The 24,343-nt window shown below is 36.9% G+C and carries 22 protein-coding genes and 2 tRNA genes; 18 read left to right on the top strand and 6 right to left on the bottom strand.

Annotated elements, in window-relative coordinates; translation table 11 throughout:
• Nucleotides 1-96 precede the first annotated feature (96 nt).
• On the bottom strand, nt 97-1,620 hold the full coding sequence (locus J2T03_RS14285) for a helicase HerA-like domain-containing protein (RefSeq protein WP_306841421.1): 1,524 nt from the start codon (nt 1,618-1,620) through the stop codon (nt 97-99).
• Nucleotides 1,621-1,757: 137 nt separating this feature from the next.
• Here J2T03_RS14285 and J2T03_RS14280 point away from each other — a divergent pair, with 137 nt between their 5' ends.
• The 4 genes from J2T03_RS14280 (at nt 1,758) to J2T03_RS14265 (ending at nt 5,091) form a co-directional block, all read left to right on the top strand.
• Nucleotides 1,758-2,828 (top strand): hypothetical protein, encoded by a 1,071-nt coding sequence (locus J2T03_RS14280; protein ID WP_307212051.1) that lies wholly within the window; start codon nt 1,758-1,760, stop codon nt 2,826-2,828.
• A gap of 113 nt (nt 2,829-2,941) precedes the next feature.
• Nucleotides 2,942-4,351, top strand: coding sequence for an MBL fold metallo-hydrolase (locus tag J2T03_RS14275; RefSeq protein WP_307212049.1), 1,410 nt, complete (start codon nt 2,942-2,944; stop codon nt 4,349-4,351).
• A gap of 1 nt (nt 4,352) precedes the next feature.
• Nucleotides 4,353-4,730, top strand: coding sequence for a rhodanese-like domain-containing protein (locus tag J2T03_RS14270; protein ID WP_307212047.1), 378 nt, complete (start codon nt 4,353-4,355; stop codon nt 4,728-4,730).
• A 61-nt stretch (nt 4,731-4,791) separates the two neighbouring features.
• Complete coding sequence (locus tag J2T03_RS14265) at nt 4,792-5,091, top strand: thioredoxin family protein (RefSeq protein WP_034701246.1); 300 nt, start codon at nt 4,792-4,794, stop codon at nt 5,089-5,091.
• A 124-nt stretch (nt 5,092-5,215) separates the two neighbouring features.
• Here the strand turns inward: J2T03_RS14265 and J2T03_RS14260 are convergent, their stop codons facing one another.
• On the bottom strand, nt 5,216-6,037 hold the full coding sequence (locus tag J2T03_RS14260; protein WP_306841413.1) for a hypothetical protein: 822 nt from the start codon (nt 6,035-6,037) through the stop codon (nt 5,216-5,218).
• Between the two features lie 124 nt (nt 6,038-6,161).
• A complete protein-coding gene (locus tag J2T03_RS14255) occupies nt 6,162-6,917 on the bottom strand; it encodes a nitrilase-related carbon-nitrogen hydrolase (protein ID WP_307212043.1) in 756 nt (251 codons plus the stop codon).
• 104 nt (nt 6,918-7,021) lie between these two features.
• On the opposite strand from J2T03_RS14255, the gene J2T03_RS14250 reads away from it, so the two are divergent.
• The 6 genes from J2T03_RS14250 (at nt 7,022) to J2T03_RS14225 (ending at nt 13,387) form a co-directional block, all read left to right on the top strand.
• Nucleotides 7,022-7,462, top strand: coding sequence for a DUF6646 family protein (locus J2T03_RS14250; RefSeq protein ID WP_307212040.1), 441 nt, complete (start codon nt 7,022-7,024; stop codon nt 7,460-7,462).
• A 103-nt stretch (nt 7,463-7,565) separates the two neighbouring features.
• Nucleotides 7,566-9,047, top strand: coding sequence for an RIP metalloprotease RseP (gene rseP / locus J2T03_RS14245; protein ID WP_306841409.1), 1,482 nt, complete (start codon nt 7,566-7,568; stop codon nt 9,045-9,047).
• A gap of 81 nt (nt 9,048-9,128) precedes the next feature.
• Nucleotides 9,129-9,202, top strand: a tRNA-Asn gene (locus J2T03_RS14240).
• A gap of 83 nt (nt 9,203-9,285) precedes the next feature.
• Nucleotides 9,286-10,005 (top strand): AAA family ATPase, encoded by a 720-nt coding sequence (locus J2T03_RS14235; RefSeq protein ID WP_306841407.1) that lies wholly within the window; start codon nt 9,286-9,288, stop codon nt 10,003-10,005.
• 136 nt (nt 10,006-10,141) lie between these two features.
• Nucleotides 10,142-10,215, top strand: a tRNA-Asn gene (locus J2T03_RS14230).
• A gap of 643 nt (nt 10,216-10,858) precedes the next feature.
• Entirely contained in the window at nt 10,859-13,387 is a 2,529-nt protein-coding gene (locus tag J2T03_RS14225) for a DUF5686 family protein (RefSeq protein WP_307212037.1), read from the top strand.
• 161 nt (nt 13,388-13,548) lie between these two features.
• Here the strand turns inward: J2T03_RS14225 and J2T03_RS20565 are convergent, their stop codons facing one another.
• The 3 genes from J2T03_RS20565 to rplU all read right to left on the bottom strand — a co-directional run bounded on the left by J2T03_RS20565 (nt 13,549) and on the right by rplU (nt 14,760).
• Nucleotides 13,549-13,716 carry a bacteriocin-like protein gene (locus J2T03_RS20565; protein WP_444861133.1) on the bottom strand — a complete coding sequence of 56 codons (168 nt, stop codon included), beginning with the start codon at nt 13,714-13,716 and terminating at the stop codon, nt 13,549-13,551.
• 198 nt (nt 13,717-13,914) lie between these two features.
• Nucleotides 13,915-14,172: a 50S ribosomal protein L27 gene (gene rpmA / locus J2T03_RS14220; protein WP_007842221.1), complete on the bottom strand. Its 258-nt coding sequence runs from the start codon at nt 14,170-14,172 to the stop codon at nt 13,915-13,917.
• Nucleotides 14,173-14,184: 12 nt separating this feature from the next.
• Nucleotides 14,185-14,760, bottom strand: coding sequence for a 50S ribosomal protein L21 (rplU, locus tag J2T03_RS14215; RefSeq protein ID WP_111953705.1), 576 nt, complete (start codon nt 14,758-14,760; stop codon nt 14,185-14,187).
• Nucleotides 14,761-14,955: 195 nt separating this feature from the next.
• Between rplU and J2T03_RS14210 the strand changes: the two genes are divergently transcribed.
• The 8 genes from J2T03_RS14210 to J2T03_RS14175 all read left to right on the top strand — a co-directional run bounded on the left by J2T03_RS14210 (nt 14,956) and on the right by J2T03_RS14175 (nt 24,272).
• Nucleotides 14,956-15,843, top strand: a complete 888-nt coding sequence (locus tag J2T03_RS14210; protein WP_307212034.1) for a metalloprotease — start codon at nt 14,956-14,958, stop codon at nt 15,841-15,843.
• A 113-nt stretch (nt 15,844-15,956) separates the two neighbouring features.
• Nucleotides 15,957-17,045: an acyltransferase family protein gene (locus J2T03_RS14205; protein ID WP_307212031.1), complete on the top strand. Its 1,089-nt coding sequence runs from the start codon at nt 15,957-15,959 to the stop codon at nt 17,043-17,045.
• Nucleotides 17,046-17,120: 75 nt separating this feature from the next.
• Nucleotides 17,121-17,699: a tRNA-(ms[2]io[6]A)-hydroxylase gene (locus tag J2T03_RS14200; protein WP_307212030.1), complete on the top strand. Its 579-nt coding sequence runs from the start codon at nt 17,121-17,123 to the stop codon at nt 17,697-17,699.
• A gap of 23 nt (nt 17,700-17,722) precedes the next feature.
• Nucleotides 17,723-18,340 carry a DUF502 domain-containing protein gene (locus tag J2T03_RS14195; protein ID WP_111953713.1) on the top strand — a complete coding sequence of 206 codons (618 nt, stop codon included), beginning with the start codon at nt 17,723-17,725 and terminating at the stop codon, nt 18,338-18,340.
• Between the two features lie 147 nt (nt 18,341-18,487).
• Nucleotides 18,488-19,408 (top strand): DsbA family protein, encoded by a 921-nt coding sequence (locus J2T03_RS14190; protein WP_306841398.1) that lies wholly within the window; start codon nt 18,488-18,490, stop codon nt 19,406-19,408.
• 24 nt (nt 19,409-19,432) lie between these two features.
• A complete protein-coding gene (locus J2T03_RS14185) occupies nt 19,433-20,518 on the top strand; it encodes an FAD-dependent oxidoreductase (RefSeq protein WP_307212026.1) in 1,086 nt (361 codons plus the stop codon).
• Between the two features lies 1 nt (nt 20,519).
• Nucleotides 20,520-21,677 (top strand): pyridoxal phosphate-dependent aminotransferase, encoded by a 1,158-nt coding sequence (locus J2T03_RS14180; protein WP_307212024.1) that lies wholly within the window; start codon nt 20,520-20,522, stop codon nt 21,675-21,677.
• 162 nt (nt 21,678-21,839) lie between these two features.
• A complete protein-coding gene (locus J2T03_RS14175; protein WP_307212021.1) occupies nt 21,840-24,272 on the top strand; it encodes a TonB-dependent receptor plug domain-containing protein in 2,433 nt (810 codons plus the stop codon).
• Nucleotides 24,273-24,343 lie beyond the last annotated feature (71 nt).

The raw sequence follows: 24,343 nt of genomic DNA, 5'->3' as shown, positions 1-24,343 counted from the left end.
ATTGTTGCTGCTCATAACCAAATTTAAAACAGCTATTGCAACACAATAAAAGCTGATACACTTTTCATGGCAGATCAGTTTTATAATTTCAAAATGCTATCTCCTTCTTCCGCCAAGTCCGAACATTCCCAGAATGGCTTTCGCCCCCTCACGCATTAATGTGCTGGTAAAAGTTCTTCCTGCTTTGCTTTGCAGTACCTGTTCAAACATTCCTGGCTCTTCTTTCACTGGTTTTGTCTTCTGGGCCGGCAGGTTTTGTACTGCCTGTTCCATTCTGCTGGTTAATATTTCATAAGCTGATTCTTTGTCAAGAGGTTGTTCATATTTAGCGACTAAAGCAGAATTCCCTGTCAGTTCTGAAATTTCAGCATCATTCAGAATATCCATTCTTGATTCCGGAGAGATCAAATAGGTATGCACAAGAGGTGTTGGAATTCCTTTTTCATCTAAAGCCGTTACAAAAGCCTCTCCAATCCCAAGATTCTGAATCAGGTTTGACGCATTATAAAATTCTGTTGTCGGATAATTTTCAACAGCCTTGGTAATTTCTTTTTTATCTTTTGCTGTAAAACCTCTTAGGGCATGCTGGATTTTCAGACCAAGCTGTGACAAAATATTTTCTGGAACATCACCAGGAATCTGTGTAATAAAATATATTCCAACCCCTTTGGAGCGGATCAGCTTAACCATCGTTTCTATCTGTGAAAGCAGAGCTTTTGAAGATTCATCAAAAATCAGGTGGGCTTCGTCTATGAAAAGGACAAGCTTGGGTTTGCCGCTGTCTCCTTCTTCAGGAAAGGTCATATAAATTTCGGCAAAAAGCGAAAGCATAAAAGTGGAAAACAGCTGTGGTTTATTCTGAATTTCTGCAACTCTTAAAATATTTACAACCCCTTTTCCATCCCTGGTTTCAAGAAGATCCTGAACATCAAAGCTTAATTCTCCAAAGAAATCAGCTGCGCCCTGCTGTTCAAGGGCAACAATAGATCTCAGGATCGCTCCTAAAGAGGCCGAGGCAATGGATCCGTAATTTGCAGCCAGTTCAGCTTTGCCCTGGGCATTATCGGTTACATACTGTAAAACTTTCTTCAAATCATTAAGGTCAATTAATGGGAGACCTTTATCATCGCAGTATTTGAACACAATTGACATAATACTCTGCTGGGTATCATTAAGCTCAAGGATCTTGCTTAATAAAACAGGCCCGAATTCCGTAACCGTAGCTCTTAATTTCACTCCTTTTCCGCCGGAAATACTCATCAGCTCTACAGGAAAGGCCTGTGGATTATAAGGAAGCTGGGTTTTAGCGTATCGTTCTTCGATTATCGGATTCATCTGCCCGGCCTCGGCTATCCCGGAAAAGTCACCCTTAATATCCAAAACCAGAGAAGGAATTCCTGCATGGGAAAGCTGCTCTGCAAACACCTGAAGGGTTTTTGTTTTACCTGTTCCTGTTGCTCCTGCAATAAGACCATGACGGTTGATTGTTTTTAAAGGAATTGTAACATTTACTTCCGGGACTACTTCCCCTTCCAGCATTCCTTTTCCCAGTATAATGTGGTCTCCTTTCGGAGTATATTTTACATTTAGTTCTTCAATAAATTGTGTTTTATCTGCCATCTAATCTTTTTTTAACTGATAAATATAAAATTTTTTATAAAATATCTGGCCATTAAAGTCATATTACATGATTAAATTTAGTTTTAACTTGTACAAATTATACTTAATTTAGTATAAGAAAGTACAACTCATTTAATATGCAGCATCCCATTATGTTCAAGAAAAATTTAATTATTATTTTTTCTCTTGTATTCGCAACCGTTTTCTCCCAACAAAGGGTTCAGCCGGCCAAGTTATCCGTAAAAGGAGATTATACCCATGAATCTACTTCCGTGACATTCCCAGAGTTATGGTCGGGGTTTCAGCGGGAAGTGATCTACTCTTATGATCTTAAAAACAATCATTTGGCGGTAGGATATGTCCAACAAAAAACGAAAAAAAATAAAACAACGCTTACCCTGTATATTTATCCTAAAAAGGAAATTGATAATCAGTTATTAAGAGATGAATTTTCTACCTACGAGTATGCTCTTAACCAAAATTCCAATAAAGGTACCGATCTCAAGCCTTCATTCGGAAGTGCTTCCAATGAGCATCTGAAAGTCAATTATATTTATTCCATTTTTGATCATTCCATGGGGCAACCTGATTTTTTTAAAGGGGTAAAATATACAGACAAAAAGTCTCTTCTCGCCATCTATGAATGCGGAGGCTGGGGCTTTAAGATTCGGATCTCAAGTGATGATATGACCTACGATCAGATAGCAGAACTAAAAGACAAAACTGAAAAATACTTTGGACTGCTGAATATTGCATCTAAAAAACCTCTTCCGATAAGCAGAACACCCGACATTGTTTTATCTCCTATTGTCAAAAGAGATTCTATGATGATTAATTCTACAATCACAGCTGCACGGGCAAAAATTGAATGGCTGGGTACTCATTTGGAAATGAAAGAACTGCTCACAGGTTTCAGTGATACAAATATTGATTCTGAAGTATTTGCTATTGAAAAAATGATAGAATTTTATAAAATTCATGAAAAAGATTGGACAATGGACCAGGATACTAAAAAGTATTTTGACGAAATGATAAGAATAGCTGACAACGGAAGAATCAAAGATCACATTTACGAAAAATATAACAGAATGATTAATTATGAGCAGGGTGAAACAAAAAAAGACGATTATATCCAGTTCAAGATAGACCAAAATATTTCAGAAGATACCAATCAGATTTTGTACAAAATATTTTATAAATTAGAATAAATAAAGGTATATAGATTTATTCTATCGTTATAGTTTGTCTATAATAACCCGTTTTAAAAATAAAACCCGATTTTTGTAGATTAATATCAATAACAAAATTGTTTATAAATAAGATGAAAGTTGAACAAATATATACAGGATGTCTTGCCCAAGGAGCATATTATATTGTATCAGAAAATGAAGCTGCGATTATTGATCCGCTTAGAGAGGTTAAACCCTATCTGGATCGCCTTGACAAAGACAATGTTACTTTAAAATATATTTTCGAGACCCATTTCCACGCTGATTTTGTTTCAGGACATTTGGATCTAAGTGAAAAAACAGGAGCTCCTATTGTTTACGGACCCACCGCCCAGCCTGCATTTGAGGCCATCATTGCTGAAGATAACCAAATCTTTGAGATCGGAAAAATAAAAATAAAAGCACTGCATACTCCAGGGCATACCATGGAGAGCACAACCTATCTTTTAATCGATGAAAATGGCACTGAAACTGCTATTTTTACAGGAGACACTTTGTTTTTAGGAGATGTTGGAAGACCCGACCTTGCCCAAAAAGCAACCAATCTTACCCAGGAAGACCTCGCGGGGATCCTTTACGACAGCCTTCAGACTAAAATCTTACCACTGCACGACAGCATTACAGTATATCCCGCGCACGGGGCCGGTTCAGCATGCGGAAAGAATATGCAGAAAGAAACCGTGGATATTTTGGGAAATCAGAAAAAAACCAATTATGCACTTAACCAACCTGATAAGGAGTCGTTTATCAGAGAAGTTCTTGACGGTCTTACCGCTCCACCGAAATATTTCGGAATGAATGTCGCTATGAATAAAGGCGGTTATGAAAGCCTGGATGTAGTAATGAACAAAGGATTAAACCCCGTTAATGCAGAAGATTTCGAAGCATTGGCGGAAGAGAGCGGAGCTTTAATTTTAGACACGAGAAGCCCTGCAGAATTCCATAAAGGATTTATTCCAAATTCTATCAACATTGGCCTTAAGGGAGATTTTGCCCCTTGGGTAGGAAATATGATCGTAGATGTAAAACATCCGATTCTGCTTGTAAGTGATGAAGGTACTGAAGAGGAAGTAATCACAAGATTAAGCAGAGTAGGTTTTGATAATGTTTTGGGGTATCTGGACGGAAGTTTCAATACCTGGAAAAATGCCGGTAAGGAAACTGATGATGTCAAAAGAATCTCTCCTGCTGAATTTGCAGAACAGTTCACAGAAAACGCTAAAGTAATTGACGTGAGAAAATTAAGTGAGTATTCTTCTGAACATGTTGACAATGCATTTAACAAGCCGCTGGACACCATCAGCGATTGGGTAAAAACCATTGATGATTCTGAACATTTCTTTCTTCACTGTGCAGGAGGATACAGAAGCATGATCGCAGCAAGCATACTTAATGCTCACGGAATCAGAAACTTTACCGAAATAGAGGGAGGCTTTAACGGCATCAAGAAAACAGAAAAGTTACCGACAACAGATTTTGTGTGCCAATCAAAAACATTGTAAGATGATGAAAGGAAAACTTGCCGGATTCTTTATTGCCTCAATTTTAACGTTAACAGCCTGTAAGACAACAAGTAAAAGCCTCACTCAAAAGGTTGACATCAAAGAAATGGTTAAGAGCTCAGACGTCACTTTAGTTGATGTAAGAATTCCTGAACAATATCAAGCAGGAACCGCAAAAGGAGCTATTAATATTCCTCTAGCTGAAATACAAAGTAACATTGATTCGCTTAAAGGCAAGAAAATTGTTGTCTTCTGTAATAAAGGAATTCAGGCTGACCAGGCTATGGAAATCCTAAAGAAAAACGGTGTGGAGGCTTATGATGGCACCAGCTTGCAAAATGTAAAAGCAATTCAGGACGAAAAACAGTCCGGAAAATAAAATACTCTACCATTAAGACTCATTTCCTCAATTTTAATGGTTCAAATAAAAAAACAAAACTATGTCACAAAAGTTTCAAGAAATCATTAATTCAGAAAGACCTGTACTTATTGACTTTTTTGCCACATGGTGCCAGCCGTGTAAAGTACAGTCATCCGTGTTGAATACCGTAAAGGAAAATATAGGTGAAGGAGCCAGAATTATCAAAGTAGATGTGGACCAATATCCTGCTTTAGCCGCTCAATATGGTGTGCGCGGGGTCCCGACTCTGGCAGTCTTCAAGAACGGAGAACTTTTATGGAAAGAAAGCGGTGTACACGATGTAAATACACTCACGGAGCTGCTAAAACAATATTCTTAAACTGTGATTTTCACAGTTTTCCCTCCACAGATTTCACGGATTTACACAGATAATTGAGAATAGAATCCTTAGTAATTCGTGAAATCCATTGGGTTTTATAGTGAATTAATTTACTGATATGCTTTTACGGACAATTTTTCTCATACTCTTTTATGATTCCAATGTAAATTTCAGCCTGCCTATTTTGTATTTTCTCTCCAACGATATAAAATAATTTTTTAGTTTGCTCTCTATCTTTTTTTACTTCTTGTAAAGTCGTTTTATAAATTTCCTGATATTCTTTTTGTAACGTTTTATCTAAATGCTTTTCTTGCATCATTTCTTTCTCAAAAGAATTTAAATACTGATTAAATGGGCTACAATCTCCGGCAACAGCTCTAAAAGCATCAACGATATTTTCAATAGACGAACCCATCTTAGAGCTAAACTGACTTTTTTGTTTTACCGCCAAAATCGTGTAAGGTTCACCCCTTTTTTGGATATAAAAATTTGAATGGGTGTAATAGCATGCATTCAAACCCATACACTCAAATACATTTGAGCTGTATAACTTAATTTTACCATCATAGAGTAAATATTCGAAAGTTTCGGCTGTATCATTGGAAAAATTTCCTTTCTTATCTACCGTTTTAACTTTAATTTTTTCCTGAATTTGAGAAGTTTCATCACCATTATAATAAATAATTTTTCTTACCTCTTTAGAATTTATTTCTTTTCTTTTCTCATCTGCCGTTGTCGTATATTGAAATGCAGATATTCTGTTGTGGACTATTATTTGTCCCACATTAATAGTTTTAGTAACTGCCTCAACTGAGTTTGCTTTAAATGAAGATCCGTCTTCCAAATGAAATTCAGCAATATTATTTTCTTGATTACGCTTATTTTCCTGCGCATTCATAACCAAATTCAAAATACAGAAGGCAACAAACAGTAATTTTTTATTCATATATGTTATCTTTTCTAATTATATGATTAAAATTAAAAAAAACTCACAATATGTTGTTGAAAAATTAAAAAAAATATCTCAATCATTCAATAAAAATCAAGCTACTATTATTTTAACTTTCGAATTATTTAATTTTGATCTCAAAATCATCTCTATCATTTAAAAACTGAAAATGATTTCTAAAACTTTTCAATTCTTGAATATCTAATTCTGCAGAAATGATATTACCATTCTTTTTTGAAATCTCCTTTCCATCTGCAAAAAAGCAATGGGAGCTTTCCTGGTAAAAAAGATTATTTCCATCTGTTCCAATTCTATTTAAGCCAAAAACAAAAGCCAGGTTTTCGATTGCTCTGGCCTTTAACAGATGCTCCCAGGCTTCTACCCTCTTTTCAGGCCAATTGGCAACATACAAAACAGCATCATAATCATCATTATTTCTTGCAAAGACCGGAAAACGAAGGTCATAACAGACCTGCAATAAAATCCTGAATCCTTTATAATTTACAACGACTCTTTTATTTCCCGGCGAATACACCTGATCTTCTCCTGAAAAAGAAAACAAATGTCTTTTATCATAGAATATGGTTTCGGAATCAGGCCGTACGAAGTACATTCTATTGTAAAACCTTCCCTCCTCTTCTATGGGAGCACTCCCACAAATGGCTGCATTCTTTTCTTTTGAGAACTTTTTCAGAAACTCCAGAGATTCTTCATTTCTATCCGAAACTTCAGCAGCATCCATACAGAAACCGGTAGAGAACATTTCAGGAAGCAGGAAAATATCAGCATCCACATCTTTAAACTGGTTTTCGATCAATTGAAAATTTTTGTCTTTATTTTTCCAGACAATATCTAAATTAAGTCCTGCAATTCTCATAAACTTTGTTAAATAACTTCAATAAAAATACGATTTTCCAATGATTTCGGTTCTATTTTTGATGAGGATATTTTCATTATTATCATTTAATAAAAGTAAAGTTTATGAAGAAATTGTTTTTTGTGTTGATGATCGCTTTTTTCGGAACGGCAGCCAACGCGCAGGCGTACACCGGTAAAGGCGACCAAAAGATTCAGCTGGGACTGAGTGCTTGGGGATACGGAACCGGGGTTACGGGAACTTATGATTACGGCTTGAATAAGCTGATATCTGTTGGTGCCGGGCTTAATGCTTATTTTGGAGATTATAAGGATCATGATAAGGACAACCGTGTTTTTGTATTCGGGAGACTGAATTTTCATCTCCAGGAAGCACTTGACCTGCCTTCTAAATGGGATATCTATCCTGGGGTTGATCTTGGGGTACTCGGTAAAGATTTTGGTATTGGAGCACACATCGGAGCCCGTTACTTTTTCACGGAGAAAGTGGGTGTTTTTGCAGAAGTCGGCAACAACGGCAGCATAGGGGTTTCTTTCAATCTGTAAGATTCTTTAAATATATGACAAAGCTTCTCATTTAGAGGGGCTTTTTTATTTGGCATAGTTTTGATAATTGTTACCTTTGCAAATTAAAATCTAAAAATTATTAATGGAATTAGCAATCAAGATTTTCCAGTTCATACTAAGTATTTCTATTTTAGTGGTTCTTCATGAGCTTGGACACTTTTTACCGGCAAAATGGTTTAAGACCAGAGCTGAGAAATTCTTCCTGTTTTTCGATCCATGGTTTTCTATCTTCTCCATGAAGAAGATCAACGGAAAATGGCAGTATAAATTTCTTTCGAAAAACCTTCCGGACACAGAAACTATCGTAGTAGACGGAAAAGAGACAGAAGTTCCTATCGATATATCAAAACTTTCAGACAACGACTGGAGAAAGCATCCTGAACAGACAAAATACGGAATCGGATGGCTTCCTTTCGGCGGCTATGTGAAAATTGCTGGGATGATCGATGAAAGCATGGATAAAGAACAGATGAAAAAACCTGCGCAATCATGGGAATTCAGATCCAAACCGGCATGGCAGAGGCTGATCATCATGTTGGGAGGAGTTACTGTTAACTTTTTTTTAGCTTGGGTTATTTTTGGATGTCTTTCCTATTTCAACGGTGAGACTTCTTTCGATACGACCAAAGTGGATACCCCAATGCATTATACCAATATTGCAAAAGAAATGGGTTTTGAAGATGGCGATAAAATCTTAAAGGTAGACGGAAAGGTTCAGAACAACCTGGATAAACTGTCTTTAGATATTTTATTAAGTGACCAGGTAACCGTTTTGAGAAAAGGAAAAGAGGTTACTTTTAACACAGACGATGATGGGAAAGCACTTGCTTTTAAAGATGAAAACCCAAGAGCATTCCTAACTCCAAGATATGCCCCTGTAATTGACACGATCGTGAATCCTAAAACCGCTGAAGCAGGGTTAAAAATAGGTGATCAGGTGGTTTCGGTAAACGGCCAGAAAATTAATTATTATGATGAACTTCAGGGCGTTGTTATAAAAAATGCAGGCAAGGCTATTAATATGGAGGTATTAAGAGCTGGCGCTGTACAGCCGCTAAGTCTTGAAGTTTCCAAGGAAGGAACTTTAGGAATAGCTTCTTACAAGCAGCTTCAAAAGTATGTTGCTACTGAGAATTTCACTATGATGCAATCCATCGGAAGAGGATTTACCAGAAGTATCGAAAGTCTTACGTACCAGGTGAAGCAGTTTAAACTGGTATTCAACAAGAAAGTTCAGGGATATAAAAAAGTAGGTGGACCACTGGCGATCATCAAAAATATGCCGGTACAGAAATCTAAAGACGGAGCTGTATCTATTAACTGGAGTATGTTCTGGAGTTTTACGGCTATGTTCTCTGTTTGGTTGGCATTCCTGAACCTTATTCCTATTCCGGGACTTGATGGAGGGCACGTTTTATTTACTTTGTGGGAGGTGATTACGGGGAAACCTGTTCCTCAGAAAGTATTGGAAAATGCACAGATGATCGGGGTTATCTTCCTGTTAGGATTGATGTTACTGATCTTCGGAAGTGATATCTTTAAAGCACTTACGGGCAGCTTATAATTTTTTTGAATTTTTTTCTAAAAAATATTTGTACGGTATAAATATTCGTCCTATATTTGCACCACTTAAAACAAAGGACATTCCTCCTTAGCTCAGTTGGTTAGAGCATCTGACTGTTAATCAGAGGGTCGCTGGTTCGAGCCCAGCAGGAGGAGCAAAAAGACTTACAGAAATGTAGGTCTTTTTTTTTGCATACATTTTGCTTGATGGATGTTAAAATATGTAATAAATAACTGCAATGCCTTACTTATCCCGGATTTATTTAAAAGATAATCTCCCGGAAGATTTCCCTTTCAATCTTCCTTTTCTAAGCAATGGCTTAGATTTAAAATTCAAAAGCAATGTCACCTTTTTTGTTGGCGAAAACGGCATCGGAAAGTCTACATTACTGGAAGCCATTGCAGAAAAATGTGATTTCAATGTATCGGGAGGCAGCAGAAATCACAATTACAATTTCCACAAAACAGAATCGGGACTGTCCGACCACCTTACCCTGTCGTGGAAAACCAAAACCGGCCAAGGATTCTTTATGAGAGCTGAAAGCTTTTTCAACTTTGCAACCTACATCGATGAAGTTGCCGAAGAAGACAGAAGCGTTCTGAATGCCTATGGAGGAAAATCCTTACATCAGCAATCCCACGGTGAGGCTTTTCTTTCTTTATTTCACAATCATTTCCAGAATGGCCTTTATATCCTTGACGAACCTGAATCTGCACTTTCTCCACAAAGGCAATTATCATTATTATCCGTCATTCACAAATTGGAAAAAGCGGGAAAGGCACAGTTTATTATTTCCAGTCATTCTCCAATTCTGATGAGTTATCCCGGTGCTGAAATTTATTTGCTGGATGACCAAATTCAACACGTCCATTACAAGGAAACAGAACATTACCAATTAACAAAGAATTTTTTAGAATCCCCGGAACACTATTTCCGGCATTTATTTGAAGATGATTAAAGTTAATCTAAAAGTTGCTGAAATATTTGTTGCTGAAATTCAACATTTTTAGTTAAAAATAGCCGTTAATTAGGGATAAAATTTGCCTGATATTAATATTCCTTTTATATTTGCAACACCTTAAACAAAGGAAAATTCCTCCTTAGCTCAGTTGGTTAGAGCATCTGACTGTTAATCAGAGGGTCGCTGGTTCGAGCCCAGCAGGAGGAGCAAAAAAGACTTACAGAAATGTAGGTCTTTTTTTATGCCTTTATTTTAAATACCCAACCTTTTCATTTTAGAATACAGGATTCTCTTCCCTATCATTAATATCCTTAGAACAGCATCTTAACTCAACAGTTTTCCACAAAATAACCAATATATTAGTAACATCCTTTATTCCGTACTATGAGCAGAAAATATACATTCGCTTTTATTTGTGGAAAAAACTTCAAAGGCATTAATAACTTATTGATTATAAAATAAATAAAATTGTTAATAACCTGTGGAAAAAACATTAGTACAAAATGGAAAACAAATAATAAGCTGTGAAGAATATGTGAATAATTTATCGGAAACTTGTTAAAAGCCTGTTGATAATGCTTTAAAAGCCATGAATAAATTGTGGAAAAACTGTGAATGAAAAAAATAAAAATATCTGATTCATTTACATTTTTTAATTTTAATCTTGCCCTTAAACAAAGTTATCCTTTTGCAAAATCTGCTATTATCAGCAGATTATTTACCATAGCCTTTTACTGTTATTTTTGTTACATTTGTAGTTTTATGAATTTTAATAGAAAACGTTAAAAAAAATGATCTTTTTTAAATAAACAGCACGCTTTTTGTTTGTGCTAATTGCTTGAAGAAACAAATGATGTTAAATAACAACTCTAAATATTATAATCTCTTCTTTCTGTTTTTTATATCCTGCCTGGCATATGCCCAAAACACAGCAAACGGAAGAATTGTAGATGCAAAAACCAATAAAGAAATTACCGGCGTAGATGTCTTTATTAATGATAATACTGAACCTTTTTTAAAAACTTCCCTTGGAAGCTTTAGTGTTCAGTCGGACAGCATTATTTATAAACTGAAATTTTCAAAAAAGAATTATTCTACCGAAATCATTACCATTACTCCTGAAAATGCAGCCAATGTATTTGTAAAGCTTTCGCAGGAAAAAGTAAGCACAATTGGCGAAATCGTTATCCATAACGAAAAAACCAAATACAAAAACAAAAAAGAAAATCCCGCTTATGCTATTATGCAGGAAGTATGGAAAAGAAAACGTAATAATGGCTTAGAGAAATTTGACACCTATACTTATAAAGAGTACGAGAAAATCCAGTTTGATGCGAATAACCTGGACAGCGCTTTTATGAGTAAGAAGATCTTCAATAAGCTTGATTTCATTTTTGATTACGCAGATTCCACAGCTAGCGGAAAGATTGGACTCCCTATTTTCCTGAATGAATCCATTTATGAAAATTTTGGAGAAAACAAACCTGGAAAAAAGACAAAAAGATTACTGGTTGCCCAAAAAACATCAGGCTTTCAGGATAACCAGGTAATTACCATTACTGCAAAAAATCTCTACCGCGATATTAATATCTATGATAACACGTTAAATTATTTTGACATAGGATTCCCAAGCCCAGTCGGCTCAAATGGGTTCAGTACCTATGACTATAATTTAACAGATACAATCTCTATTCACGGCGAGAACGCCTACAAGATAAGATACCAACCCAAGAGGAAAGACGTTTTAGCCTTCCAGGGTTATCTTTATATTGACACAGATAGCTATGCTGTTTTAGGGGCTACTTTAAAATCTACGCAGAAGATTAACGTTAACTTTATCAATAGTATTTCCACAGAATTGGAATACGACAATCCCGATGAAAATACATTTCTTCCTAAAAAATTCATTACAGAAATAGAGCTTACTCCTTTCGCAAAAAAGAGGACCTCTAAAAGTATTATAGCAAAACGGTCAGTCGACTATTCTCAATATGAATTCAATAAGCCTCTCGATGATAAAATATTCACGCGGAAACAGGAAGAGTACGACGACAAATTTGTCGACAAAGATGATGCCTACTGGGTAAAAGCAAGACCTGACTCACTGTCAAAATCTGAACAGGGTGTCTATGAAATGCTTGATAAGCTTCAGCAGACTCCAAAATTCAACCGTATCGTCAAAATCTACGAAACACTGGCATCAGGATATTATAACGCTTTTAAAGGCATTGATATAGGTCCTATTTTCTCAATTTACGGTAAAAATGAAGTGGAAGGCGACAGAATACGACTGGGAGCAAGAACCTACTTTGGACAAAATGATCCTTGGAGGGTTCAGTTTTATACCGCTTACGGATTTAAAGACGAAAAGGTTAAATACGGAGCGGAAGCCCGCTACATGTTCAACAGGGTGAACAGGTTCATGATCGGGGCCGGAACAAAAAGAGATATTGAACAATTAGGTGTACAACTTACTACCGATGACGGAATTATGGCGCGTACCTTTGCTTCTTCTACCCTTTTTGCAAGAGGAGAAAACGCTTCTTTGAGTTCTATAAACAAGACCAATATTTTTGCTTCCATTGAGCCCTGGAAAAACTTCCAGGTAAGAGTAGACGGAACATTACAAAGTATAAAATCTGCAAACCCGGATAAATTCAGTTTAATGTATTACCGTAATGGAGATTTGAGAAAAACGCTTAATGACTCCCACGTTACTTTAAGCTTAATTGCAAGACCTGGAGCAAAGTTCTCTCAGACAGGAGTTGACCGTTACGAACACGGAACACTGGCGCCTACTATTATCCTGAAATACACAAGAGGTATCGAGGGTCTTTTCAACGGTGATTTCAACTATAACAGACTTCAGTTCATGTTCTACAAACCAATACTGATCGGAAGCTGGGGCAAGACCATTGTTAACTTTGAAGCAGGAAAAACTTTTGACACAGTTCCTCTGGCCCTTCAGAATGTAATCCCGGGAAACCAGTCTTACAGCTTGGCGCAGAATACATTTTCACAGCTTAATTACTATGAATTTGTAGCAGACACCTACTCAACGCTTCATCTTGAGCATCATTTCAACGGGAAAATACTTTCTTTCATTCCTTTGATCAAGAAGCTGAAACTAAGGGAAATCGCATTTATCAGAACAGCTTACGGAACTTTAAGTGATGCCTCTAAATCCATTAATGTGGAGGGCTTCAAATATTCAGCCCCTAGCGAGCAGATCTACTTTGAATACGGATTCGGAATTGAAAATATTGGAATCGGGAACCTTAGGATATTCAGGGTAGATTTTAACTGGCGAGGAAACTATCTCGACAGACCTGATATTTCAACTTTTGGAATAAAAGCAGGATTCCAGGTAGGATTTTAAAATACAGCTCTTTGTCTAATCGACAAGGAGTTTTTTTTAATTAATGAAATTACAGATGGGCTGGATCAAAAAGGAAGGCTTAAAACTTTTAAACAGTATACTCTTTTAAAACAAAAACCTCGGCGCTGCCGAGGTTTACTTTTTTCAATAACTTATTTATTCTAACATGCACATGGGTCCGGATCCATAATCATGTTACGACACATCAATCTCTGTTGTGGAGTCCATGTGCACCATTCTACACAGGTAGTTGCAGGAGGAGGACATGCTAAAGCACCACCATCTACTGTTCTCAGTTGTTTTTTTGATAGCTTTCTTAAATTTTTCATGGTATTTTGTTTTAATTTGTTGCCTACTCTATCTGCTTTTCGGCATCCGCAAATGATTTGTTATTTGATAGTTAACAAATATATAAATATTTCACTAAAACAAGAATATTAGCGAAAATATTTTTCTTTTAACAGAATTAAGCAAAAAAAAACCTCAGCCAATGGCTGAGGTCTAGATTTTATAAAACGCTTAAATAATTATGCGTTCGGCTCTACAGATACAAAAGATCTGTTGTTTGCTTTCTTTCTGAAAACTACTTTACCGTCTACTAATGCAAACAAAGTATGGTCTTTACCCATTCCCACGTTTTCACCCGGGTGGTGTTGCGTACCTCTCTGTCTGATAATAATATTTCCGGCAATAGCTTCTTGTCCACCGAAAATCTTCACACCTAATCTCTTAGAGTGAGACTCTCTACCGTTCTTGGAACTACCGACTCCTTTCTTGTGTGCCATTTTATTACTGGATTATTTGTTAAGTGCTTTAAATTGATCAATATTCTTAACGATAGCAGCATCCACTTCTTCGTGAGTAAGAACATTCTTTTCTAATTCAACTTTAACCGCTTTACCTAAAGTAATTAAAGTTTCTCTGTTTTCTTTAGACTGAGACAGGTTGTTTTTCTTTAAGTGATAGTTCAGTTCGTGATCTTCACCAAAGTTAACTGTTGCGTTGTCTGAAAGAACTTCAGCTTTTACAGTTTCTTTTTTAGCAGCTTTCTTAGTACTTCCGTCAAAACCAGTGATACCAGTGATTTTAATTTGAGTTAAAGATTGTCTGTGACCGTTTTTTACCTGATAACCTTTTCTTCTTTTCTTTTTGAAAACGATTACTTTATCAGCTTTTACGTGATCTAGGATCTCTGCATCTACAGTGATTCCGTTTACAGCTGGGGCGCCAACAGTGATTGAACCGTTTACAGTAAGAAGAATTTTGTCAAAAGAAACTTTGTCTCCTTTTTCTCCTTTTAAACGGTTTACAAACAACTTCTGGTCTTGCTCAACTTTGTATTGAAGCCCTGCTATTTCTACAATTGCAAACATTGTTTATAAATTTTTAGTTATTTCGAGGTGCAAATATATGAATAAAATTCTAAATACCTTACAATCAGTACCGTGTTTTTTTAGCAAATATACAGTAAAAAATCATTTCACTATATTTTGAATAATTTTTAGCATTAATATGCTCATAGTTAAGAGATAATTTTATACCTTCGTTATCACCAAAAAATATTTTATATGAAAAGAAACTTTAAATTCTGCTTATTAGCAGGAGCCATTGCCGCTTTTTCATTATCAGCGTGCCGTGATGACAAAATGGAAGAATCTGCTCTTCCTGAATCTCAATCTGCAAGTGCAAAGATCGAACAACCCGGGGAACTTCAAAAAAGCTGCTCTTATGTAGATCAGTACTGGAGTTCAACCGCAGTACTTAAAACCGGTCTTCAGAACACAGCAGATACCAACTTTATGAATTCCCAAATGACTAAAATCGCCAGTCTGTGGGGAAGAAGCAACCCAACTCTTCGTTTTGTAGACGACCCTTCCAACTTCAATTCTACCTATAATGCGATCTCTTATTCTACAGGGAAAATTTATTATGGTTATGCAATCTATGCAGATGCAAAGAATAAAGGAGGAGATATTGTGAATGCCATGATCCTTGCTCATGAATACGGGCACCAGCTACAGTACATTTTCGGCCTTCCGACTGTAAATGAATCTACAGCAAGGCCAAACGAACTGGAAGCTGACGGTTTCGCAGGATATTATTTAAGAAGGCCAAACGGATACAACAAAACCAGTTTTGCTGAAATTGCTGCAGCCTACGAATTTGCACAGAGTATCGGTGATTATCAGACTACCAGCGCCAATCACCACGGAACGCCTCCTCAAAGAAGATCTGCCGTACGTTTAGGCTTCCTTCTTGGACAGTACGATCTTAATGCAGCCAACTTTGATTATAATTTCTTCTACTATTATCAGGGCGTGTTAAACGGAACGTATAAAATGGGTAAAAACACTATGAATCCTGAGATCGATGCTTATATGAGCCAGTATATCGATGAACTTAGAAAGATCCAAACCGGAGAAATTTCTGAAGAAGAATTTAAACAACTTAAATAACATTCATTTTTAGCATATTTAACAAAGGAGACAGACAGCAATGTTCTGTCTCTTTTAGTTTATTTGATAAATATCCCAAAGTTTATTTACTTTTGAACCATATCCTACAACAAATGAACAGAGATCTCTACATTGATTTTGCCAAGGGAATGGCAACCCTTTCCATTATATTCATCCATACCGCTTTTTGGTCGGGGCAGTTTTATATTCCTGCCGAGGTCAGGGTATTTTCCCTGGTATTTGATGTGGCTCTCTTTTATGCTTTAAGCGGAATTACTTCAGGATCGAACATCGAGAAAACATTCTACAGGTTATTAAAACTTCAGATCACTTATATGATCTTTGTAACATTTCTGTTCTTTCTGGATTATTTTTTCAAGGTTTTCGGATTAACGTTCTTTTCCATGGAATGGCTGCAGAATTTCTATTCAACATTTGGGTCAAAATATGCAGCAACCAGCGTATCCGATATTCCGCAATGGCAAAATCTGGGGAACTGGTACCTTCATCAGTACACTAACGCAGATACTTTTCCGGTTGTCATGGGTAGCTTCTGGTATCTGAAAGTATATTTCATTCTGGCAGTTTTCGGAGTGCTGATCTTAAGATTCTTCCCAAAACATGTCAACTGGTTTATAGGACTATGCCTGGCTCTGACTCTAATATTCAATGTTTTTCCGGAATATTATCCCGGAGGACAGGTGGGTTATGTTGCTTTTTATCTTGCTATCTTTTTAATTGCCAACAGAATGCGTGATAAAAAAATTCCCGAAAGAGTAATCCCCGTCTTATATGTGATAGTTGCAGCAGCCTTGATCTGGATGTTCTGGTATTACGGAAATGAGATTTTCTACAAAATCAATAAAAATAAATTCCCGCCAAAAATTCCTTATATCATTTGGTCACTGTTTTCATTAACGACATTATTTGTGCTCTATAACAGGTTAAAAATCACAAAAGAAAATTTCGTAACCCACATTGGTAAGAATGCTATATTCTTTTATTTCGCCCAGGGGTTAAGCTCATCTCTGGTATACTTCATTGTGGTTACTTTACAGGAAAATATGCCGTGGTGGCTGCTCATGATCTTTATTTATATAGTGAATGTCGTTTTAGCGTTCATCATTGCAGCAGGATTAAAAAGAACAGATAATCTTGGTTGGAAAATCTTAGAGTTCTTAAGGAGAAAAACAGCTTCTTAACACTTTAATCCTCAATTTGAAATAAAATAATTTTTCTTATCGCAATTTATTTTAATTTTACAGAAAATTCAAGGCATGTTTAAGTTGAAACTTCCCACTGATCCAAGATGGGCGAATATTGCAGAAGAAAACATTGAAGAAATTTTAACGGATCATGCGTGGTGTGAGCAGAAAGCAGCAACTAATGCTATCGGTTTAATCACTATGCTTCCTGAATATCCTGAAATTGTTACTGAGCTTCTCGCCATTGCGCAGGAAGAGCTTGATCATTTTAATCAGGTACATGAGATTATTAAAAAAAGAGGTTTTGTCTTTGGAAGGCCAAGAAAAGATGATTATGTGAATGAACTGGCTAAGTTTATCATCCAGGGGAGCAGAGAAGATCTAATTGTAGATAAAATGCTTTTTGCCGCTATGATAGAAGCCAGAAGCTGCGAAAGATTTAAAGTTCTTACTGAAAACATTAAAGATGAAGAGCTTAAGACATTTTATAAAGAGCTTATGATCTCAGAAGCAAACCATTATACAACATTTATAGGATTTGCTAGACAGCTTGGAAATCCCGAAAAAGTAAACAAGCGCTGGGATGCGTGGCTGGAATATGAAGCCAATATCATTAAATCTTACGGAAACAAAGAAACAATCCACGGTTAAAATAAAAAAGTAAAGAATCCACGTTGAAAAAACTGACCTTCGAAAATATTGCCAACTTTTTCCTGAAAAATTTCTTTCAGGGGCTGGTTATTATTGGACCCATCGGGCTTACCATCTTTGTGATCTGGTATGTTGTCAGCGCTGTTGACAACATTATTCCTTCTGTTGCAAAAGAGATCCCGGGTCTGGTTTTTGTTTCAACGATACTTATCACAGCAGTTCTGGGCTATCTCGGAAATAAATTTGTAGTCGGGAAATTCTTTTTTGACACGATGGACAGCCTTCTGGAAAAAATTCCGGGAGTAAAGCATATTTATACCCCTACAAAAGACGTCATGTCATCATTTGTGGGAGACAAAAAGAAATTCAATGATCCTGTCTGGGTAAAGACGAATGAAAATCCAGAGATCTGGAGAATCGGCTTTCTGACCCAAAAAGAAATGTCGGACGTTGAAAAGCACAATTACGTAGCTGTATACCTGCCCCATTCCTATGCTATTTCAGGCTGGGTAATTGTTACTGAAGAAAAAAACATCAAACCTGTAGTGGGAATGACTGCAGCTTCTGCCATGAAGTTTGCAGTAAGTGGCGGTGTCGCAGGGTTCCATTCTGACGACAACATCTTTAAAGCTCCTGAATAATTCTACCTTTCTCCTCTTCCAATCATAGCACATCTGGCTATTGTTCTTTATTCTACTCAAATATTATGTTAACCAAAAAAAATCATTTTGGACATTTTTACCTATCTATTTTTAATATTTAATTTACTTAATTCAAACAACAATAATATGAACAAAAATCCTCTTCTAAATTGCGATCCGGAAAAAGGTATATGTGAAATACTAGAGACACAAGACTCAGAATATTCTGCAGAGCAGCTTCAGGGCACTAAAGATAAAATCACCATTATTTACTATACAGATCCTATCTGCTCTTCCTGCTGGGGAATTGAAGCTCAGCTGAGAAAAATGAAGCTAGAATACGGCAATGCTGTAGAAATAGATTACAGAATGGGAGGACTTTTACCGTCATGGGATATTTACAATTCCGGAGGGATCAGTAAGCCAAGTGATGTTGCCGGCCATTGGGAAGAGGTAAGCCCATATTATAAGATGCCTATTGAAGGAGGAGTCTGGCTGACAGATCCGTTAAATTCTTCCTATCCGCCATCTATTGCTTTTAAAGCAGCACAAATGCAGGATAAGAAGAAAGCTGTAGATTACATGAGAATTACCCGTGAAATGGTTTTTCTTGATAAATTAAATATCACAAAATCAGAACATCTGGAAAAAGCAGCAGAAATGGCGGGATTAGATGTGGCACAGTGGAAAGAGGATTATGAATCCAAGGCTCAGATTGAATTCAAAAAAGACCTTGACCTCGGAAGACAGCTTGGGGTAAGAGGATTCCCTACCTTGATCTTTACCAAAGATGATGAAATCTTAGACATTCTCTACGGTTTCAAACCCTATACAGATTTTGAGCGCAGAATAACAAAAATAAGTCCCGACGCAAAAAAACAGGAATATTCTACAGAACCTGACGAATTATTTGCAATTTATCCTACTTTAACCACTCAGGAATTTGCTGTTCTCTCCAATATCTCTTTCGATAAAGCATTTGATACACTTCAGAAACTGACTGAAGAAAACAAAGTCTCCCGCAAAAAATACAAAAACGGAGATCTTTGGATTTTTAATAAAAACTAATAACACTATTTAAAACTAATAAGGATGTACAAAGTTGCAATCATAGGAGCGGGAGTTTCCGGATTGAGTATGGCAAATTATTTGGAAAAAAATAATATTGACTACCATATCTATGAAAGAAGAACTCAAAATGACCTGAAGGGACACGGATTTATTCTTCCCAAAGAAGGCATTGAATACCTTTCCAACATCATTAATATTGATGATCTCTACAAAAAAGGACAGTTTTTAAAAAAATATCTTCACTACCACCAGAATGGCGAGATCCTTTCCGAAAAAGACCTTGAAGATGTTTTTGTGGTTTCAAGAAGTACCCTGATAGAGATTTTGGCTGAAGGCATTCCCTCCGACAAAATATCATATGATACAACAGTCACCCTGAATGGTTTTTCTGACGGAAAATCCTGTATAACCCTCAATGACGGTACGCCTTTGGAAGCCGATATGGTTATAGCTTCAGACGGTTCAAGAAGCAGAATCAGAAGAAAAATTTTTGAGGATGAAAAAATGAAAGCCGTTTTAGAGAATGAGGTGGTCAATATTATCGAAAACGAAGAAATTGCCAGCAGGCTTGAAAATAATTTTTTAAAATTCCACCATGAAGACGGCGGGCTTACTTTCGGAGTATTGAAGCTTTCCTCTACAAAAATATTATGGTACTGCCAGTTTGATATAACCAAATTTTTCATCAATGAAGATTATACGCCGGACTGCATCAAACAGTTCATCGTAGATAATTTCGGAGACTGGAATCCTCTTATCTCTTCGATCATCAATGATTCCAGCTATGAAAACGCCCACATATGGAGGGTGTATGAATTGGAAAAGCTTAATCCTTTTTATCACGAAAACATTGTATTCATAGGAGATGCAGCTCATCCTCTGATTCCTTTTACAAGTCAGGGCGTTACTTCGGCTCTAAAAGATTCTTATGTTTTAACAAATCTCTTACTGGAAGGAAACAATCTCCCGGAAACTTTTCAAAAATATGAAGAAGAAAGAAAAGCGGAAATTGAGATCCACATCAAAAACGGAAGAACATTACTGAACCAGTTCCTGCTGCCATTAAATGAGCAGCAAAAAAACACCTTACCAATTTCATACAAATAAAATGTTTACAAATAAAGATATCAATTTCGAAGCCCTGAAAAGAAAAGCGTATAACGGAAGATGGGCAACTCTGGAAAACGGGATTATTCCTTTAACAGCAGCAGATCCGGATTTCAGAATGTCTCCCGAGATCGAACAGGGAATTATTGAATATATTAAAGACGGATACCTGAGCTATGGTCCGTTTTCGGGAATTCCGGAATTCAAGAAAAGCGTTGCAAAACACTTCAATACGGAAAAGAACGGAAGCTTCACGCCAGAAAATATTCTAGCCGTGAACAGTGCCGCCCAAGGGATGTTTCTGATTGCCAAATATGTTTTAGGCCCAGGAGATGAAGCTATTATTTTCGACCCGGTGGATTTCCTGTTCAAAAAAACAGTGGAAGCGGCAGGTGGAAACATCAGATTATGCCCTGTAGATTCTAAAACAGGAGAGATCGATCTTGAAATACTGACTTCTTTAATCTCACCAAAAACAAAGCTGATCAGCATCTGTAATCCTCACAATCCGGTAGGAAGGGTTTATTCAAAAGAGATTTTAATAAAAATTTCCGAAATAGCTGAAGCTCACGATTTATGGGTAATGAGTGACGAGATCTGGAGTGATATTGTTTATGACAAAAAAGAATTCAATACTTATTCTTCAGTGTCAGAAGCGGCAAAAAAGAAAAGCTTTACCGTTTTTGGATTTTCAAAATCATTCGGAATTGCCGGTTTAAGAATTGGAGCTGTTTTATGTAATGATCAAGAGCTTTTGGATGATTTTACAGAAAAATCCCAATTCAATTCTACCATTGAGGGTGTTTCTACCTTATCTCAAATTGCAGCAAGTGTGGCTATTGAAAAGGCCAAGCCCTGGTTTAATGACTTCCTTGATCATCTACAGCATAATAGGGATCTTGCCTATAGCATGCTGAGTAATTCCGGTATTTTAACCCCTAATTTACCGGAAGCAACCTTTGTTATTTTCCCAAAAATTGAAAATGGACTTTCAAGCGAAGCTTTTACCGGGCATGTTTTAAAAGAAGGAAAAGTAGCTGTTGTTCCTGGTTCTGAAAGATGGTTTGGAAAAGGTGCTGAAGGCCATATCAGGATCTGCTTTTCTACTTCCAGGGAAATTCTGGAGGAAGGACTCAACCGCATTATCAGAAGTTTTTAAAGTTAAAAATTTTCGTATTCTCTGTATTATTAATTAATTTTTTTCTTTACTCAATGAAAATTTAACGTAATTTAAATAATTCTTACACAATAGCATATTTTCGTATTGATTTAACAGTTAAATTCAATATTTTTGATACAATCACTAACTTAAATACGAAATATGAAATTGAAGTACACAAGTGTTCTTTTTTTGGGAACCGTATCCATGCTTTATTCTCAAAATACAAATGACACGATTTCCAAGGAATCAAAAATTGAGGAAGTTTCCATTACCGGTAGCCGGAATAAAAAAAGGACCGTTACCAACACTCCTGTTCCCGTTGATGTAATTGATATCAAACAGGTAAGCCAGTCGACGGGGCAGATAGAAGTGAACCAGCTTCTTCAGTTCAGTGCGCCATCCTTTAATTCCAATAAGCAGTCCGGATCAGACGGAGCTGATGCAACAGACCCCGCAACCCTTCGAGGGCTTGGGCCAGATCAGACCCTGCTTTTACTAAACGGAAAAAGGTATCATCAGTCATCACTGATCAATGTCTTTGGAACAAAAGGAAGAGGTAATACGGGATCAGATATGAACACCATTCCGATCGGGGCAATAAAAAGGATTGAAGTACTTCGCGACGGAGCCTCTGCACAATATGGATCTGACGCAATAGCCGGGGTTATCAATGTTATTCTTAATGACCGCAACCAGGGGTTTGAGGGTAATGCCTTTTATGGAATGAATCTTTTTAAAAGCCCGGGAAATAAAGATGTGGTATCGGATCATAAAGTAGACGGAACCACTTTCGATTTCAGCGGAAATCTGGGAACAAAAATAGGCAGCAAAGGAGGCTTTGGTAATTTCACTGTTGAATTTGTGAATAAAGACCGTACCATAAGAAATGCAAATCCTGAAAAGTATACGTCTCCGAGAGAAAGGTTTGGAGATGCAAAATCCCAGAATATTTATTTCTTCGGAAATGTAGAGCTTCCTCTGTCTGATGGCCTGAAGTTCTATTCCCGCCAAGGGTTTTCCTATCGTAAGACGAATGCTTATGCATGGACCAGAACTGCAGATGCAGATGGAAATATTCCTGAAGTGTATCCAAACGGTTTTAACCCTCTTCAAAATACCAGCATCACAGATTTTACTTTTGACAATGGCCTGAAATTTAAAGTTGCAGACTGGGATGTTGATTTTTACAACGCATTCGGAAGTAACAGATTTACTTATCAGATAGACAATACGATCAATGCCACTCTGGGAATAGAATCTCCCACAAGCTTTAATGCCGGCGGACATTCTCTTTTGCAGAATACGACAGGTTTTAATGCTTCAAAACAGTTTAAGGTATTGGAAGGTTTAAACGTTGCTTTAGGATCCGAATTCAGATACGAAGAGTTTGGGGTCATCAAAGGAGAAGAAGCATCGTATGCAATGTATGACGTTAACGGAAATATTGTAACGTCTGACACTCCCGCAGGCCTCCTTGTTACCAATCCATTATCCGGCGATGTGCGTCCCGGCGGCTCACAGGGTTTTCCGGGATATTCACAGGAATTTAATAAAAACAGGAATAATTTTGCTGCGTATGTAGACACTGAGCTGGATATCACCAAAGACTGGATGATCAGCGTGGCAGGAAGATTTGAAAACTACAGTGATTTCGGAAGCACTTTAAACGGTAAATTTGCGACGCGGTATGCCATTACTCCCCAATTTGCATTCAGAGGTTCCGTTTCTACAGGATTCAGGGCGCCTTCTCTGGCACAGAAGTATTACAGTCTTCAGTTTACAAACTTTCAAGAAGGAAACCTTGTAACGATACAGCTTGCAGCTAATGACAGTGACCTTGCACAAACAGTTGGAATTCCGCAATTAAAACAGGAAACTTCCTTGAATGGTAGTGCCGGATTCACTTTTAACACAGGAAAATTCACTGCAACAATTGACGGATATTACATTAAAGTAAAAGATCGTATAGTTTTGACAGGAAATTTCACCCAGGATGATGATGCTATAGGTCAAATTCTAGCCGATAATCATATCGACCAGGCTCAGTTTTTCACTAATGCAATAGATACCAGAACAAAAGGGGTTGATATTATCTTAAGCTACACTGAAAATATCGGTTCGGGAAAGCTTTCTGCTACTTTAGCCGGTAACTACAACGAAATGGAGATCACCAAGATAAACACCTCAGAAAAGTTAAAAGGAAAAGAAGATGTCTATCTGAGTGCGAGAGAAAGAGCGTTTATTCTCGCTTCAGCTCCTAAAACAAAGGTTAACCTGAATTTAAATTATAAAATCGATAAGTTCAATGCCAACCTTCAGCTGGTAAGATTTGATAAGGTAAAGCTGATAGGCTATGGCGGTGCAGATGACTACCAACTTTATGGCGCAAAAGTTACTACTGACCTGTCATTCGGCTATGAGTTTACCAAAAGCTTTAATCTTACAATCGGAAGTAAAAACCTTTTTAACCGCTATCCTACTCTTCAGACGGCACATGTAGATGGCAATACAGAATCCGGAGGTATCTTCGATCCTGTACAGATGGGTTTTGCGGGAAGACAGGCTTTCGCAAGACTTAATTTTAAGTTTTAAATAAGTATAAAGTGGCTGTATCAGCGTAAGAATAATCAACAGCTTGACTTTGTTGAAATAGTCTGCTGATA

The sequence above is a fragment of the Chryseobacterium lathyri genome (assembly GCF_030812195.1).
Lineage (GTDB): Bacteria > Bacteroidota > Bacteroidia > Flavobacteriales > Weeksellaceae > Chryseobacterium > Chryseobacterium lathyri_A.
Note: the sequence above shows the minus strand (reverse complement) of the source record. Positions and strands in the feature narration are given on the sequence as shown.

What these genes read in the sequence shown, in the direction of transcription:
- J2T03_RS14285 (WP_306841421.1), bottom strand. Translation starts at nt 1,620, where the DNA reads ATGGCAGATAAAACACAATTTATTGAAGAACTAAATGTAAAATATACT.
- J2T03_RS14280 (WP_307212051.1), top strand. Translation starts at nt 1,758, where the DNA reads ATGCAGCATCCCATTATGTTCAAGAAAAATTTAATTATTATTTTTTCT.
- J2T03_RS14275 (WP_307212049.1), top strand. Translation starts at nt 2,942, where the DNA reads ATGAAAGTTGAACAAATATATACAGGATGTCTTGCCCAAGGAGCATAT.
- J2T03_RS14270 (WP_307212047.1), top strand. Translation starts at nt 4,353, where the DNA reads ATGATGAAAGGAAAACTTGCCGGATTCTTTATTGCCTCAATTTTAACG.
- J2T03_RS14265 (WP_034701246.1), top strand. Translation starts at nt 4,792, where the DNA reads ATGTCACAAAAGTTTCAAGAAATCATTAATTCAGAAAGACCTGTACTT.
- J2T03_RS14260 (WP_306841413.1), bottom strand. Translation starts at nt 6,037, where the DNA reads ATGAATAAAAAATTACTGTTTGTTGCCTTCTGTATTTTGAATTTGGTT.
- J2T03_RS14255 (WP_307212043.1), bottom strand. Translation starts at nt 6,917, where the DNA reads ATGAGAATTGCAGGACTTAATTTAGATATTGTCTGGAAAAATAAAGAC.
- J2T03_RS14250 (WP_307212040.1), top strand. Translation starts at nt 7,022, where the DNA reads ATGAAGAAATTGTTTTTTGTGTTGATGATCGCTTTTTTCGGAACGGCA.
- rseP (WP_306841409.1), top strand. Translation starts at nt 7,566, where the DNA reads ATGGAATTAGCAATCAAGATTTTCCAGTTCATACTAAGTATTTCTATT.
- J2T03_RS14235 (WP_306841407.1), top strand. Translation starts at nt 9,286, where the DNA reads ATGCCTTACTTATCCCGGATTTATTTAAAAGATAATCTCCCGGAAGAT.
- J2T03_RS14225 (WP_307212037.1), top strand. Translation starts at nt 10,859, where the DNA reads ATGATGTTAAATAACAACTCTAAATATTATAATCTCTTCTTTCTGTTT.
- J2T03_RS20565 (WP_444861133.1), bottom strand. Translation starts at nt 13,716, where the DNA reads ATGAAAAATTTAAGAAAGCTATCAAAAAAACAACTGAGAACAGTAGAT.
- rpmA (WP_007842221.1), bottom strand. Translation starts at nt 14,172, where the DNA reads ATGGCACACAAGAAAGGAGTCGGTAGTTCCAAGAACGGTAGAGAGTCT.
- rplU (WP_111953705.1), bottom strand. Translation starts at nt 14,760, where the DNA reads ATGTTTGCAATTGTAGAAATAGCAGGGCTTCAATACAAAGTTGAGCAA.
- J2T03_RS14210 (WP_307212034.1), top strand. Translation starts at nt 14,956, where the DNA reads ATGAAAAGAAACTTTAAATTCTGCTTATTAGCAGGAGCCATTGCCGCT.
- J2T03_RS14205 (WP_307212031.1), top strand. Translation starts at nt 15,957, where the DNA reads ATGAACAGAGATCTCTACATTGATTTTGCCAAGGGAATGGCAACCCTT.
- J2T03_RS14200 (WP_307212030.1), top strand. Translation starts at nt 17,121, where the DNA reads ATGTTTAAGTTGAAACTTCCCACTGATCCAAGATGGGCGAATATTGCA.
- J2T03_RS14190 (WP_306841398.1), top strand. Translation starts at nt 18,488, where the DNA reads ATGAACAAAAATCCTCTTCTAAATTGCGATCCGGAAAAAGGTATATGT.
- J2T03_RS14185 (WP_307212026.1), top strand. Translation starts at nt 19,433, where the DNA reads ATGTACAAAGTTGCAATCATAGGAGCGGGAGTTTCCGGATTGAGTATG.
- J2T03_RS14180 (WP_307212024.1), top strand. Translation starts at nt 20,520, where the DNA reads ATGTTTACAAATAAAGATATCAATTTCGAAGCCCTGAAAAGAAAAGCG.
- J2T03_RS14175 (WP_307212021.1), top strand. Translation starts at nt 21,840, where the DNA reads ATGAAATTGAAGTACACAAGTGTTCTTTTTTTGGGAACCGTATCCATG.